The organism is Mucilaginibacter ximonensis (assembly GCF_042686265.1).
Lineage (GTDB): Bacteria > Bacteroidota > Bacteroidia > Sphingobacteriales > Sphingobacteriaceae > Mucilaginibacter > Mucilaginibacter ximonensis.
This window is the reverse complement of sequence record NZ_JBHUPD010000001.1, coordinates 1225410-1240645: the sequence shown is the minus strand read 5'-3', so window position 1 is coordinate 1240645 and position 15236 is coordinate 1225410. Positions and strand designations below refer to the sequence as shown.

General features: G+C 41.0%; 11 protein-coding genes. 6 read left to right on the top strand and 5 right to left on the bottom strand.

Translation table 11 applies throughout. From position 1 onward, the window contains the following. Window positions 1-30: 30 nt before the first annotated feature. From ACFS5N_RS05520 to ACFS5N_RS05505, 4 genes are all read right to left on the bottom strand, one after another. Entirely contained in the window at window positions 31-1545 is a 1515-nt protein-coding gene (locus tag ACFS5N_RS05520) for a serine hydrolase (protein ID WP_377183061.1), read from the bottom strand. Window positions 1546-1625: 80 nt separating this feature from the next. Continuing rightward, window positions 1626-2195: an RNA polymerase sigma factor gene (locus ACFS5N_RS05515; protein ID WP_377183059.1), complete on the bottom strand. Its 570-nt coding sequence runs from the start codon at window positions 2193-2195 to the stop codon at window positions 1626-1628. A gap of 313 nt (window positions 2196-2508) precedes the next feature. Then, window positions 2509-3243, bottom strand: a complete 735-nt coding sequence (locus ACFS5N_RS05510) for a hypothetical protein (protein WP_377183057.1) — start codon at window positions 3241-3243, stop codon at window positions 2509-2511. 175 nt (window positions 3244-3418) lie between these two features. After that, window positions 3419-3700 (bottom strand): hypothetical protein, encoded by a 282-nt coding sequence (locus ACFS5N_RS05505; RefSeq protein WP_377183055.1) that lies wholly within the window; start codon window positions 3698-3700, stop codon window positions 3419-3421. 128 nt (window positions 3701-3828) lie between these two features. On the opposite strand from ACFS5N_RS05505, the gene ACFS5N_RS05500 reads away from it, so the two are divergent. The 4 genes from ACFS5N_RS05500 to mobC all read left to right on the top strand — a co-directional run bounded on the left by ACFS5N_RS05500 (window position 3829) and on the right by mobC (window position 8355). Beyond that, window positions 3829-4713, top strand: coding sequence for a toprim domain-containing protein (locus tag ACFS5N_RS05500; RefSeq protein WP_377183894.1), 885 nt, complete (start codon window positions 3829-3831; stop codon window positions 4711-4713). A gap of 125 nt (window positions 4714-4838) precedes the next feature. Continuing rightward, entirely contained in the window at window positions 4839-5225 is a 387-nt protein-coding gene (locus ACFS5N_RS05495) for a plasmid mobilization protein (protein WP_377183053.1), read from the top strand. Then, complete coding sequence (locus tag ACFS5N_RS05490) at window positions 5213-6397, top strand: relaxase/mobilization nuclease domain-containing protein (protein ID WP_377183051.1); 1185 nt, start codon at window positions 5213-5215, stop codon at window positions 6395-6397. Before ACFS5N_RS05495 ends, ACFS5N_RS05490 begins: the two co-directional genes overlap by 13 nt. Beyond that, complete coding sequence (gene mobC / locus ACFS5N_RS05485) at window positions 6394-8355, top strand: conjugal transfer protein MobC (protein ID WP_377183049.1); 1962 nt, start codon at window positions 6394-6396, stop codon at window positions 8353-8355. Before ACFS5N_RS05490 ends, mobC begins: the two co-directional genes overlap by 4 nt. Window positions 8356-8387: 32 nt before the next feature. Here the strand turns inward: mobC and ACFS5N_RS05480 are convergent, their stop codons facing one another. Next, the gene (locus ACFS5N_RS05480) at window positions 8388-11675 is read right to left on the bottom strand and encodes a reverse transcriptase domain-containing protein (protein ID WP_377183047.1); all 3288 of its coding nucleotides are present in this window, start codon (window positions 11673-11675) and stop codon (window positions 8388-8390) included. A gap of 247 nt (window positions 11676-11922) precedes the next feature. Between ACFS5N_RS05480 and ACFS5N_RS05475 the strand changes: the two genes are divergently transcribed. Together ACFS5N_RS05475 and ACFS5N_RS05470 are read left to right on the top strand one after the other, a co-directional pair. Further along, on the top strand, window positions 11923-13995 hold the full coding sequence (locus ACFS5N_RS05475; protein ID WP_377183045.1) for a Piwi domain-containing protein: 2073 nt from the start codon (window positions 11923-11925) through the stop codon (window positions 13993-13995). Then, a complete protein-coding gene (locus ACFS5N_RS05470) occupies window positions 13992-15203 on the top strand; it encodes an SIR2 family protein (protein ID WP_377183043.1) in 1212 nt (403 codons plus the stop codon). The genes ACFS5N_RS05475 and ACFS5N_RS05470 overlap by 4 nt, the downstream gene beginning before the upstream one ends. The last annotated feature ends 33 nt before the right edge of the window (window positions 15204-15236 follow it).

The window sequence follows — 15236 nt, the reverse complement described above, 5'->3', positions numbered from 1 at the left end:
GGTAACTCGCACTTTGGGTGTAGAAGAATTTTACTTTTTTTGACCGAGTTGCTGCAATACCTTTCTGCCGCCCTCATTATGAGGGTTTAAGCGTAGGGAAAGCTGGTACATTTCGATGGCTTCTTCTTTTTTTCCAAGCGCCAGCAGCAATTCACCGTAACTGTCAAAAGCGTTCCAGCTATTGGGGTATAACAGGGTTGTCATGCGCAGCACTTCCAGGGCCTGTTCACGGTGGCCGTCGTTCAGTAACTCGTAACCGAGTGAATTGAACTCGTTTTCATTCAGGTAGTAGGCTGCGGTATCGCTCCGCAGGCTGTTAAACCGGCTGACGGCGTAGTCAGTGCCCTTGGCATACAAGGCACGAACGTAGGCGGTCGCAGCGGAACGTTTGGCGGCAACCAATTGCCGGCCATTTAATAGGTTCAGCAGATCGACGCCGGTTTCATGCACGCCGCGATGGGTTTCATTATCCAATACGATAACCGTTTGCCGTTTGTCGATATTGCGCAGCAGGATCGTTACCGCGCCAATATTACCGCCGGGATGAAAAACCACTTTGCCATCGGTCGTATCCCGCAGGATCATCCAGCCGAGCCCCTGGTACCAGGCCAGTTTACCGCCGCCGCCCGCGGCGGGTTGCCCGTTAGTTAACTTTCCGGGCGTAAAAGCTTCTTGCAAGGTAGCGGGCTTTAATAATTTGTTACTATATAAAGCCTCGTCAAAACGCAGCAGGTCTTCCTCCGTGCTGGCCACCCCGTCCGGCCCAAGCAAACCGCCCAAATTAACCAGCGAGATACGGTATTTTTTTATCGACTTTGCCGGTACTAAATGATCCGGTGCGTAACCGGGGAAATCATAATTTTCAGAACGGTTGCTATCGTTGGGGCGCTGGTCGATGAGCTGGGTACGGATATACGTATGCGTCATGCTGGCAGGCCCGAAGACATAGCGCTGCAAATAATCCGGGAACGCGCGGCCGCTGATCTTTTCCACGATCAGTACGAGCAGCGCGTAGTTCGTGTTGGAATAGCTGTATTTTTCACCGGGCTGCGCTAATAGCGCATGTTGGTCGGCCCGGATAGCCGGGATCACATCGGCATTGGAAAAGACTTTAGCGGTATCCGCTTTGTACGGCGCTTCAAATATTTGCAGGTCTACCAGGCCCGAGGTATGGGTTAGTAATTGCCTGATGGTGATCTGCCGGTATGGGAAATCCGGCAAGTATTGAATGACCGCATCATCCAATTTTAGTTTACCTTTTTCTTTTAATTGCAAGATGGCCGTGGCGGTAAACGGCTTAGCCAGCGAAGCCAGCAAAAAGGTGGTCGCATCATTCACCGGCCGGCCATCGTTAACCACCGCAGGGCCATAAGCATGACGATAAATAACCTTTCCATCTTGCGCGATCAGGACATTACCGCTCAGCGCATGTTCTTTATTCAGGCTGTTAACCAGGCTATCAATGTTGCGTGTTGGATTTTGTCCGCGTACGGTAACCCAAAGCAATACCGCCGGTAACAGCAGCAACCCCAAACGATTGTTCATAAGCATTACATTTCTGGCAGAATTACGAAATTCTTCGTATAAAAACGAAGGTATCACCCATTAATGCCGTAAAAAATAATTTACAGCAAAAAGAAACAGAAAAAAGAGCCGAGTTTTAAGCGCAGGATCGTAAGGGCATTATGCACCTGTGTCTTGACCGTCTTATCGGAGAGGTTCAATTCTTCCGCGATCTCTTTATGGCTCATCCCGGAAAAGCGGCTCAACTCAAATATCTCCCGCATTTTTGGCGGCATTTGCTCCAGGCCAGCTTCAATTGCGGCAATCAGTTCCCGTTCTCTTACCTGCTCATCCGTAATCCAGGTGCCTTTTTGTATGATTTCGTCAAATTGGATAACGTATTCCGAACGGATCTTCTCATGCGAGAAAATATCAAAGATTTTGTTTTTTACGGCCCGGTACAAATAGGCTTTTAAGGGTATCGCCTCATTATAATGAGGTGCATTTTTCCATAGCGCGGCGTAAACCTCCTGTATCACATCCTGCGCCTCATCCTCATCTTTTAAAAGTTTCAGCGCATGAACATACAACAGTCCTTTATAACGGTCATAGATCGCAGCGAACGCAGCATGATCACCCGCCTTTAAAAGGCCAACCAGTTCCAGATCAGAAAGGGTAATCAGGGCGCGCATGTTAAAAAAAGTACGTTTTGGGAAAACGAATATAATAAATATTCGTCAAAAGAAACGCCCGGATATGAAGCTAATGTTAACCTGTAATGATTTACAAAATTGTTACGTCGTGATTTTATCCTACTTTTGAATGGCAGCTATCCTTATGCTACGGCATAATCGGTAGTGACAGGACAAATCTGGTAAAGCCCTGCTATTCATTTAGCAGGGCTATTTTATACTATCTGAGTTCCGGAAATGTTTTTCCTTCAAAAAAACGAGCCAAGAGGTCAGGCGCCTGCTTTCGGATTTTTTGCTCTAATTCTGAACCACTCTATATCGCTATCACCTTGATTCCTTTGGATGCGGCATAGGATTTGATTTTCTGCCGCAAACCTTCGGTGACTTTGCCGCCGCAAACGATGGTCAACTGGTCGGGGATAATTTTGTTGACTAATAACTTTTCGATATCACTTATTGCTTTTTGAGAGGTGAGTTGCTGGTAATTGGCACATTGAAAGCAATGGGTGCCGTTTTCATTTTCAGCCCAAATATCTTTTCCATTGTCCTGGCCCGCTTCGCCATGCCATTCGATTTTTTTCCAATGCTCCGTTTGTTGCAGAAATGCGAAAATCAATCGCTCGAAGTTCTCGCCGCCGAGTACACTAAAGGGCAAACGGTGTACAGTAATTGGTATAGGTGTTGTTACAGGGTTTTTAAATTCCGTTTTTAGGTCAACTTTTTTAAGCAAAAACAATAACGGCCTTAAAGGAAAGATTTCACTAATCTCATAAAACACGGTCTTATCAAGTGTCACATACACCTTTTTGTTTGCCCGGTAATCATTGAAATAAGTATAGGTGTTATCAATCGCGCAATGGAAATTCTCGTTGATCCTATCGATACGACCGATCCAGCCCTCTATCGTATTATCATCCAAACGATTCATTCGTTTGAAATAAGCATAAACCAGGTAACCGGGATTAAAAGGAATGCCCTTAGCTGCATTACGCACCTCGTCTTCACTAACGAACCAGCAGTCTACATTACCAGGTGAACGGTTATTCATAGCCCTAAGATACAATAAGAATAGAAAAGCCGGTTCACCCGCTTTTCTATCGCATTAAAAGAGCGCGGGATTTGGCTGTTCCATCGCACCGCCCGAAAACCACACTGCCACGCTATCGCCGGGCAGGGATTTTCTATCGCGCTCAGCCAAACCCCGCGCACTTTTAAGATCGCTTTTACTTGCTGGTAAGTCCCTTCAGTTTTTCGCTGAGTTCGGTCAGCCCAGCCTTTTTGAGACATTCTTCGTTAAAATCTTTGAGTTCCTTAACCGTTTCCTCCGGCAGCAACTTTAACAATTCGGCAGTTTCGCCTTCTTTGGCGCTTAATCCGTTGCCCACCACGCTGTGTAATAGGAGCACTGCCTTGCGGTTGATCTTTACATCGATTTTTACGCCTTCGTTCATTCCAGGTATGGAGAGCACCGTCTCATACACTTTCGCTACATCACTTGCATTCATACGCTTGATTTTTTTGTTGTAAAATTAAAACGTTGTACTGATTTGATCCTCAGTAAAATATACCGGGGATAGGTGAATCTGAGCACGGCTCTCTAATTTCGTTTTGTTAAACAAATGCGGAGGGCGTGATGAGGATTAAGGAGGCGAAAGAAATTGACCTGGTGGATTATTTAGCACACCTACAGTATCAACCACAAAAAATTGTCGGCCATAACTATTGGTACCTGTCGCCCTTACATGATGAGCAGACAGCGTCCTTTAAAATTAACCGCAAACTCAACCGCTGGCGAGATTATGGTTTGGTGAACAGCATTGACCGGGGTAACCTGGTTGATTTTGGAATTACTTATTTTAATTGTTCAGTAGCAGATTTCTTAGCAAAGCTGGATAATGGCTTGGTATTACATCGTGATATTTTGCCTGCGATAAAAACCAAAGACCATCAAATTGCCATTGTCGCCGAGCGCCCATTAACCTCGCATGTGTTACTGGATTATTTGCAGCGGCGCGGCATTTCGGCTGCCTTAGCCAAAGCTTGGTGCAAGGAAGTGCATTATCAATTAAAGGGCGGCACTTATTATGCCATCGGATTCAAAAATAACAGCGGTGGCTATGAATTACGCAACGAACGTTTCCAGCAAAGTAGCTCACCAAAAGATTATACCACCATCGGCCCGGCCACCAATTCAACCGTCCATGTTTTTGAAGGCTTTACCGACTTCCTTTCTTATTTATCCCTGCCCAATTTCCGGGCGCTGGAACCGGCCAGCTATGTCATTTTAAATACCGTCAAATTCTTTGAAAAGGCCCGCCCGCACCTGGAGCAATTTCAAAACATCCGGCTCTATCTCGACCACGATGAAACCGGCAGGAAATGCACCCAATATGCCCTATCTCAAAGTAACCGGTACAAAGACGAAAGCCAGTTCTATACAGGTCATAAAGACCTCAACGACTATCTCGTCAAACGCAAACAAAACCAAAAACAGCAACTCAAACCAAGAATATCATGAATTAGGCCGCCTGCGCGCTTCGCCGCGCCCGGCCAGATGTACGGTTGTTAAACAACCGGATCTGGCCGCCTTTTCGCTCGGGACGTCGCTGGCGGGGATTTTGTCAACTTTTGAAGGATTTTGTAATGGAAGGAAAAAAAAACAGAAACCGCATAATTGGATTACGCTTGACCATAGAGGAGTATGGCGAACTCGAAAAGAAGTGGCAAAAAACGCCGCTAAAAAAATTGAGTGAATACGTCCGGCGCATACTATTTAACAAGCCCGTTACCGTTTTTATACGCGATAAATCACAGGATGATTTGATGGCGGAATTAATCGTGTTAAGGCAGGAACTCAATGCCATCGGCAACAATTTTAACCAGGCGGTTCACCGGCTACATACGCTCGACCATTTGCCGCAAATGTTGCGCTGGCTGGAGATATTTGAGCGGGATAAAAATGTATTCTTTACCAAAGTGGACGAGGTGCAGGAGCGGATCAATTTAATAGCCGACAAATGGTTGCAGTAATCCATCATAGTAACCGCATCGATAAGATGCTCAATTACAATGAGCATAAGGTGGGTGAAGGCATCGCAAAATGTTTAGAAGCGGCCCATTATCCTAAAGATTTAGCCGGCCTAAACTTCTATCAAAAGATGGCTGGTCTGGATAAATTAAGGTCATTGAGTACCCGTAAAATTAACAGCGTCCATATATCGCTCAACTTCGATCCATCCGAGAAATTAAGTGCGGAAAAGCTAAAAGCTATCGCGGCTGACTATATGGAAAAGATCGGCTTTAAAGACCAGCCTTATTTATTATATGAGCATTACGATAGTGGTCACCCACACGTCCACATCGTGACGACCAATATACGTGCCGACGGTTCGGCTATTGAGTTGCACAACATCGGTTCGGTGCAATCTGAAATTGCCCGGAAAGCAATCGAAATTGCTTTCGGTCTGGTGAAGGCGCAGGATTCGGAGCGGCAAGAAAAACAACGCGTTAAACCTGTTAATGTTCAGCAAGCGCTCTATGGTAAAACGGAAACCAAACGTGCGATTTCAGGCGTGCTGAATTATGTTTTGAGTGCTTACAAATTTGCATCCTTGCCAGAATTAAATGCCGTTTTAAAATGCTACAATATCGTAGCCGACCGGGGTGACAAAGAATCAAGGATGTATCGCAACAATGGGCTGGTGTATTCCATGTTGGATAAGCAAGGCAACAAAGTGGGTGTGCCGATTAAAGCCAGCGACTTTCATATCCAGCCAACACTCAAATTTTTAAGCAAAAAATACGCAGCAAATGAAGCGGCCAGGCTATCCAAAAAAACACACATTAAAAATACGGTTGACCTTGCTTTGCTAAAATCCATTTCAATTGACAAGCTGATCGAATCATTAAAAAAGGACGGGATTGATGCCATATTACGCAAAAGTCTCGACGGAATTATTTACGGGATCACTTATGTTGACCATAAGGAAAAGGTGGTTTTTAACGGAAGCGATCTCGGTAAAAATTACAGCGCCAAAGCCATACAGGAACGGTGTGCTTTGCCATTATTAAAACAGCCAAATCTTTTGGAATTGAAGCTGGACTTAGCAACCATTTTACTGGATACCCAGGAACCATCGGAAGCCTTACCCTTTGAATTAAAACAACAAAAAAAGAAGAAACGCAAACGCTTACAGCAATGAACGGAGAAAACGAACAAGGATTACGCAAAATACTGGACATGACCAGGCTCATCAGTATCGTATTATTATTACTGCATTTTTATTTTGCCTGCTACGCAGCTTTTGTAAGCTGGCATTTGACCTTGCCGCTATTAAATAAACTGATTGACAATATTTACCGGACAGGCTTGTTTAGCAATCCCTTCAAATGTAAGCTCATCGCATTAGCATTTATGGCCATCTCGACGCTGGGTGCCAGTGGCCGGAAGGATGAAAAAATGAACTGGAAAATGCCATTACTCTATATCCTGTTTGGGTTGCTACTTTATTTCGGCAGCTATGTATGCTTATTATGGTTATGGCCATTGTTATACATCGTGTTTTCAGGGGCAGGTATGCTGATTTTCCTGAGCGGCAGTACCTGGCTGTCACGCATAATCAAAGACCGCTTGCGTGATGATATTTTTAATGCGGAGAATGAAACCTTCCCGCAGGAAGAAAGGCTTTTAGAAAATGAATATTCCATCAATCTGCCCGCCGAATACAGGCTCAAAAATAAGCTGCGCAAAAGCTGGATCAATATCATTAATCCGTTTCGCGGCACATTGGTCGTTGGTTCTCCCGGCAGTGGTAAGTCGTACTTTGTGATCCGTCACATCATCGAGCAGCATATTCGCAAAGGTTTCGCGGTATTTTCCTATGACTTTAAGTTCGATGATCTATCAAAGATCGTTTACAATACCTTTTTACGTTACCGGCATCTTTACCCGGCTAACACCCAAATTTTCTTCATTGATTTTGACCGTTTATTGCATCGCTGCAATCCGCTGGACCCGGCATCGATGAACGACATTACCGACGCGGCGGAATCAGGCCGCACGATCTTAATGGGCCTCAACCGGGAATGGATCAAACGTCAGGGTGATTTTTTTGTCGAGTCACCCATCAATTTTTTAACTGCTATAATCTGGTATTTGCGCCGTTTCCGTGACGGGGAGTTTTGCACCTTGCCGCACGTTATCGAACTCATGCAGGTGGGTTATGATGACCTGTTTTCTGTATTGCGAACAGAAAAGGAAATCGAAGTACTGATCAATCCTTTTATTAATGCATACCTGAATGATGCCACCGAGCAATTAGAGGGACAAATAGCCGCCGCTAAGATCGCCATGGCAAGATTGTCCTCACCGCAATTATATTATGTATTATCAGGTAATGATTTCACCTTAGACATCAATAATCCCGCCGCACCAAAGCTCGTTTGCATTGGCAATAATCCGCAAAAGATACAGGTCTATGGTGCGGTAATATCTTTGTATGTTAACCGTCTGATTAAACAAGTCAACCAAAAAGGCAAGCTAAAAAGCAGCCTGATCTTTGACGAATTTCCGACCATCTATCTCAACGGCGTAGATAACCTCATTGCCACCGCCCGAAGCAATAAGGTAGCCACCACATTAGGCATACAGGATTTCAGCCAGCTCCGTAAAGATTACGGGCGCGAACAGGCCGATGTGATCGGCAACATTGTAGGAAACGTGGTTTGCGGGCAGGTAACCGGTGACACCGCCAAACATTTATCCGAGCGTTTTGGCAAGATCATGCAGGACCGGGAAAGCATATCTATCAACCGCCAGGATACTTCCATCAGCCGCTCCAAGCAACTGGAATTTGCCGTACCCGCCTCAAAAATCTCCGGCCTGAGTTCCGGCGAATTTGTTGGCATGGTAGCCGATAATCCCGATGAATTAATCAACCTCAAAACCTTCCATTGCCGCATCATCAACGACCATGAAGCCATCAAAAAGGAAGAAGAAAATTATCTCGATATTCCTCAAGTCCGCCAAACAACCCCAGCCATGATACAGCGCAACTACGAACAGATCAAACAAGACATCAACGACCTCATTCAATCCGAAATGCAGCGCATACTAAGCGATCCGTCACTCATGCATTTGGTGATACAGAAAAAGAAATGAATGATGGATGGCATTAACAAGACATAGATGCCCTATATCAACACATTTTGATTTGAAATTCTTTTTTGCACATCTGCAACCGAGAAATCCGGTGGCAGCGGCTTAAAAGATTTGTCCTCCGGATCATATTTTCTTAATTGAAACTCTCTCAATAAGAAGATATCTATTTCCCCGGTTAATATGGCATCATTTTTACCACCTTTTAATTTTAAAATATCTTTTCTTGCGGTTTCTACGGGCTGAGTCAGTCTGGTGTCCCCATATTGACTTGTATTAACTTGTGCCACATACAGATGTAAATCTCGCGAACCAGCTTCAACGATATTAGAAAAATAGGGAGTATCCTTATTCCATTCAACACCTATTAATAAGTCCAGTTTCGATTTGAACATACTCCGATGCAGTGCATTTGCTAACTCAAAACAATAATAGCTGGAGAAATATATATTTTTCCAGTTAAATACATCATAACGATATACTAATGGTCTTGGAACACGCAGGTGATATTTTTCAATTAGATGTTCTTCTGCGTGGGCATAATGATTTTTTAATCTAAAAACCGGTACCGCATCTGTAATGCCGCCGACCTTCACTGGTAGAATGGTTACGATAAAATTATATACATACCCAGCCATCTGTATATGCTCCAAACCAGTTACAACCAACACATCGTTTTTCGCGGCATATCGCACTAAGCTTGAAAGTAAGTTGATGTTCGTAAAAAATTCAGGAAATAACAACATGTCCGTTTTTTCCTTCCTTGCCTTTTCAAGTATCTCCGCAAGTTTTTTATACCGCGCTTTATCCAATCTCGGCTTGTTACGTATGCTGTCCGCTATATCTTTTTCCTGCACCTGAGTATTGGCAAAAGCAATGATTGGTCGGCTTAACATGTTTTTCGCTGTCGAACTAACACCGATTTCTTGTCCCCAGATTGGGGTGATATCATCATATGTGAGACGGTTAGCTTTTCTAACATAAAATTTATCCCGGAGTGAAGGGTCTTCTAAAATATATTCTGCACTATGATTTCCATTGATTTGCTTATACAATTCAAACGCATCGTCAAGATAAAATGATTTGCCGTCTTTTTTTACATCTAAGTTTAATCCATCGTCAATATTTAAAAGTGTTGTTACATGCTCGTGTTCTTTTGAAAAACTTTTCTTTGCCTTGCCGATGTTTTCGTAAGCTTTTGCCAAACTGCATTCCCAAAATTTTATTGGCCTTGGTGAATTTTTTACTAATTCAGGGTCTAAATTATATTTAGTAAAATCTAATGCCAGGCTTGTTAGCTTAACCCAGCCTTTCTTTGCTTCTGTTGTGAAATTTAATAGCGGATGGATTACATAACTATGCCGTATCATATTTGATTCCCGGAACCGCTGTACCCAAAAGGAGTCCGACCTGGTAGGCTCAAAATTTGTCGAGAAATAAGCGAATGCCTCCGCGCCGATTTTATTGATTTGAAATTCAAAATTTTTGGCTGCTGCGCTAGTTTCATCGATGAATTTTGGATTAAGCGATATTGCAAGTTCATGCGCGCAATCCAAAAAATCAACCATTGTTGTGTGCAATGATTCATTGACGGCATAATCTTTCTCTTCTTTAGGCCTTATTTTTTGGATTTGCTCTGCACAATGCAAGTAAAATCTCACATAGGCGTCAGCAGCATTATTTACCAGAAAATAGGTTAAAATCCTCTCCCAAAGACGATAAAAGCTTACGCAATTTATTCCTCTGAAAAATTTTAACACCTGGTCAACTTCTTCGCCAGCACTTGCGCTGTCATGCCGCAGAGCGCTGAATATTCTATTGGCAAGATAGATTGTTAAACCGAACCGGTTTTCTTTATAATCTTTAAGTGTTCTTATTTTCCCCTCCGTACCATCGTATAATAAGTGATAAGCGCTTTCTTCAAATGTTTCCTGATTTTCTTTTTCAGTTGGGAAATCCCGAAATTCACTTGTACGCGCATCCAACTCCTTTTTTAACTTATCTATTACCAGATCTGACTCAAGATGATCAAACAGATATAATAGCGTTTTGTCGCTTTGGCAATAAAGTTTCGGATAACCATTTAACTTGAACGACTTGTCAACTTTTTCTTTTTTTGCATCGTCGGAAATCGCATAAGAGGGGGTATCTACCAATGTGATGACCGGATAAAAGTTCTCTAAAACAAACTTCTCCAGTATGGTCATGTCCTTTTCCTCAAAACTGATGCTTTCATTTCGGACAGTTGTCGTTTTATTCTTATACTTTTTAAAAGAAAATTTGAGATCAGCTAAGCTTTCCTGATTACTATAATCTGGATTTGGATCATTAATAACGATTAGGATATCATCAACATACCGGCCATAATAAGCAGGTTTTATTTTCTCTGTGATTCTTTTATCAAAGTCTCTTAAATAATCGTTTGCAAGCACATACGAGGATAATAATCCTATTGGAAGTATAACCTCTTTGATTTCAGTATTTTTACCCTCCGACATTTCAGCGGAAAAATCATAGGGTGTTTTGTAAACATCACAGATAAGGCCCGTATATTTTTGGTGAATTTTCAAGAATAATTCCTGAAGATTTTTTAATTCTTCCAAATGTCTTCTACGATTTCCGTTATATAGTTTCGACGAACTAATTCTCACCGAATGAAAATAGTCCCGGATATCTAAATTTAAAAAAAGTACGTCTTTACCTTTATCTAACTGATTTTTTGCCGTTTGAACCGACTCATCCCGCCATTTTTGATACTGCTTGAAATAAGGTTTAAATAATCCAGACCCCTGAACAACCGCACTTTTATCTTTATTTAAAAGCAAACGATTGCCGTACGTACAGTCTCCAAGACTTGCATCAAGTTTAATCCCCTCCATTAATATCCATAAGGATGACAACAAGTGAATTTCTATAGGAGCTTTAATAAATGCCGTTTCCCGTTCAACCAAGTAATCAGCATTTACTCTTTTGTTTGTAATGAAATTCTTTTCTGCTTTCGGCTCTGTTATTTTCTTTGGATATACGCTAACCTCAATTTTGCTCAACCAATGGTTCCAAAATTCCGGATTCTCATGATATTGGTTGATCTCCTCAGTTATTCTCTCTAATTTGAAGTTAATAATATCACTTACGGTTTGAGCCTTTTTCTTCTTCAAGTTATATAAAGATGCTGGCCCACCTCCAAAAATTGGCGTAACGTCCTTCGTTCTGTTTGTTTCAAATTCAACAAGCTGTCTTCGCAATAATATATCTGTATTATCATAGTAGATATAAGATTTTAATTTGATGTAGGCATTGGTGATCTGTTCGAGAGTAAACATGATATGATTTAGTAAGACTATCAAACCTAAGAAATATAAATAACAATAACAGCGCTCCTACATACGGTAAATATTTATAAAAAACTTGCTTTACCACCCTAAATATTGCGGACGAAGAAAAAATATAGGGATGTTTAGCCCCAAAAACGTATCCATAAACTCCTTAGTGATATGTTAGTATGTGCAAATCAAAATATCTTGACTATGCAACTAATTAACGACTTTTATATTCTTAAATAATCAAGAGATGAATTGGGTGTTCGCAGCCAAATATTTTGAGGTTATTGTTTATAAAATCAGCACTATGGCCAACCTTATTTTAAATAAGATATTTTTTAAAATTATAAATCCATTAATTCCTATTTGGATTAGTACCGAGTATTTTATCGGGGCGCATAAAAAATTGTCTACGCGCTTTGATGGAGTGCTTGATATTTCTATCATTCAGGAGAATGAATATGTGTATTACTCATTTGAACCAACGCAATCGGCAGCCCAATATTCGATCAACATCCTGGAAAAGAAATATTTTATTAAGCCGTATGTCACCTCAAAGTTTAGGGTTTATTTTGAGTCTCAGGAGATGATGACCATCGATGATTTTATCAATGGTTTACAGGTATGGCAAAAAAAAGGAACGAAGCAAACATTTCGAGAATACGAAAAAATCAGTTTGAGGCAGGTATCTGTTTCGAATATATCAAAATTGGAATTACTCGTTTCTTTTGATGGGAGATCGTACACCACTCTACAGCCTTTATCTGCGGTTTCGATACGAAGCGGTTTTTCTAAATATGTTGAAAATGGCCAGGTTAAAAGGCATCATGCTGGCGAAGTGGTAGGTGCACCTGAAACGGTATATCCGGTGCTTGGGTACTCGCTAAAAAAGGAGCTTAATTTTCAATTTGATAATTCGCCGACCAAAAATACATATTTGGAATATTATCAGTTGATCAGTGCTTTTTTTACAACTTATTTGCAGGGTAAACTTATTGCTGACAATATCCAAATTTACGATGATAGCTTCGCTAAACTCAGTGAAAATGAAATCCATAAAACAAAATTTGTTTCAAATAAGCTGCGTTTTGGCAATGAGGGCGAGGATAACAATGTACCAAGTGGCTTAAAGCGTTATGGGCCTTACGCAGTGCCAGATACTGAAAATCTGCGCTTTATTTTCATTTATAAACCGCGGCATAGCGAGTCTGCAAAAAAACTACATACCTCACTTTCTTTAGGCTTGAAGGAAGGTAGTTTTTCTCCCGGTTTGAAAGATTACTTAAAGGTCAATTTCAAGATGGCCGACCAACACCGTATAGTTTTGGAATCGGACGACCCCTATGAAGAATTGGTGGGTAAACTAAATGAATATCCGTTCCAGGATAGCTTCAAATACTTTGTTATTTACCTGACCGATCATACCCGTTTTGAAAGTGATGAAGACAATGATGAAGAATACTATAAGGTAAAATACCTGTTGCTGCAAAAAGGCATTTTATCACAATTTATTTATCATGCCAATATATTGGGTGCCAGTTTCCGATACCACTTGCCTAATATACAGGTAGCAATATTGGCAAAGTTGGGCGGCATACCATGGAAACTGGATACTTTTTCAACCGACAAATTAATTATAGGCTTCGGAGTAAAAAGAACGGACAATAATGTGTTTTTGGGAAATAGTTTGTTTTTTAAAGAGGATGGTACGTTTCACAAGTTTGAATCATTTCAGAATAATAGTTTGAACTCGATTGGAGATGCCTTAAAGGCAAACATCGAGACAGTTTTACAACAAGGGGAATTAAATGTCAGCAAATTGGTCATTCATTATTATAAAACGCTAAACGACGAAGAAGGGGAGGAAATAGAAAGAGTGCTCAAGTTTTTCAACTTGAATATTCCTTATGTCGTTTTGACGATCAATGATTCCCGTAGCAAGGATTATTTGTTTTTTGACACCATGTACGATAAGATCATGCCTGTGAGCGGAACAATCATTGAATTAAAATACCGGTCGGAATACTTACTTTCCAACAATATGCGCCATGACGAAACGCAGTTTTATAATATTCGACAGTTTCCTTTTCCATTAAAAATAAAGATTAACAAGTCGGAAAACGTGTTGCATGACGTATTTGATATAAAACAGCTACTTGACCAGGTATATAGCTTTTCCAGGATTTATTGGAAATCTATTGGGCAAGCCAGTTTGCCGGTGACTATTTCTTACTCAAAAATCGTTGCAAACCTTGCTGCTCACTTTCCTGATAACAAGCTTCCTGAAAATCCTGTTGCACACTCCAATCTCTGGTTCCTATGACACTAAAGGAAACTTTTGATAATACCGTATTCCTATTAGGTGCCGGAGCTTCCTACGAGGCTAATTGCCTTATATCAAAGGCTATGTTGGGCAAGCTGCATCAGGCTATTATGGATATACCACAGGACCACATTATATATAAGGATTATAAAGGTGCCTTTATCGAGTTATATCAGTTTATCAGACCATCGCTTTCATTTCAAAGTGATTTACGGAATATCAAATCGGGTAGTGCAGACAATATTTATTCTCCGAACATCGAAGACTATATTTTGATTATACGTAAGATTATCAACAAGGATTACATAATACCTGAACCACTGGTAGGTAGCTGGAGCGAAAGATTAATGCGGTTGGAAATTCAAAACCCCAATATTTTTGAAATCTATTTGAATTTCATTTACGAAAAAGTAATTGAATGGATAACACCTAAAGATGAGTACAAAGGTGCAGAAGAATTATTACTACCCTTGGTCGACTTATTAAAAGAAACCAATGATCAGGATTATCACGTTAATATTTTCACTTTAAACTATGATTTGATATTTGAAAAAGTGTTCAACCGGGATTCTGAATTCCCTGTGAACACAGGCTTTAATTCAGATGGAGTCTGGAATGACAACGCATTTAATACGCCGGAAGCGAAAATTAATTTCAGCAAAATACACGGCTCACTGGACTGGTACCTAAGCGAAGATGATACTTATTCTTTACCGGATCATGAGGTTGCCTTCAATCCTTTAAATCCAGACGAACGGAAGCCCCATATTATATTAGGTTTCGAATATAAGCTGTTTTCTGTCGATCCTTTTTTTACCCTTTTACAGCAATTTATTCAAAAATTGAAGACGTCCAAATTATTAGTGGTTATCGGTTATAGTTTTTTTGATAACTATTTGAATAATATTATCATTCGCCATCTTAACAAAAATGAGCAAGGACGCTTGTTGATTGTTGACCCTTATTGGTCTGCGAAGGAAAAGCCCGAAGATGAATTTTTAACCTATTTAAAATTAATACAGGCGGACACGAGTAATTTGAGTATGAACAATTATACTACTTTATATTCCAGCAGGCTGCAATTTTATAAAAACGACAACGCAGAAGTTTCAGGGGCTAAAAGTTTCTATAAGGACTTTTTTAGCAATAAATGTGAACGACTAATTCAATTTTTAAGTGAGATAAATAAAGACGACTTAGAATTCTAACTAGTTAACCACGTTAGTGTTTAAACTACGTTG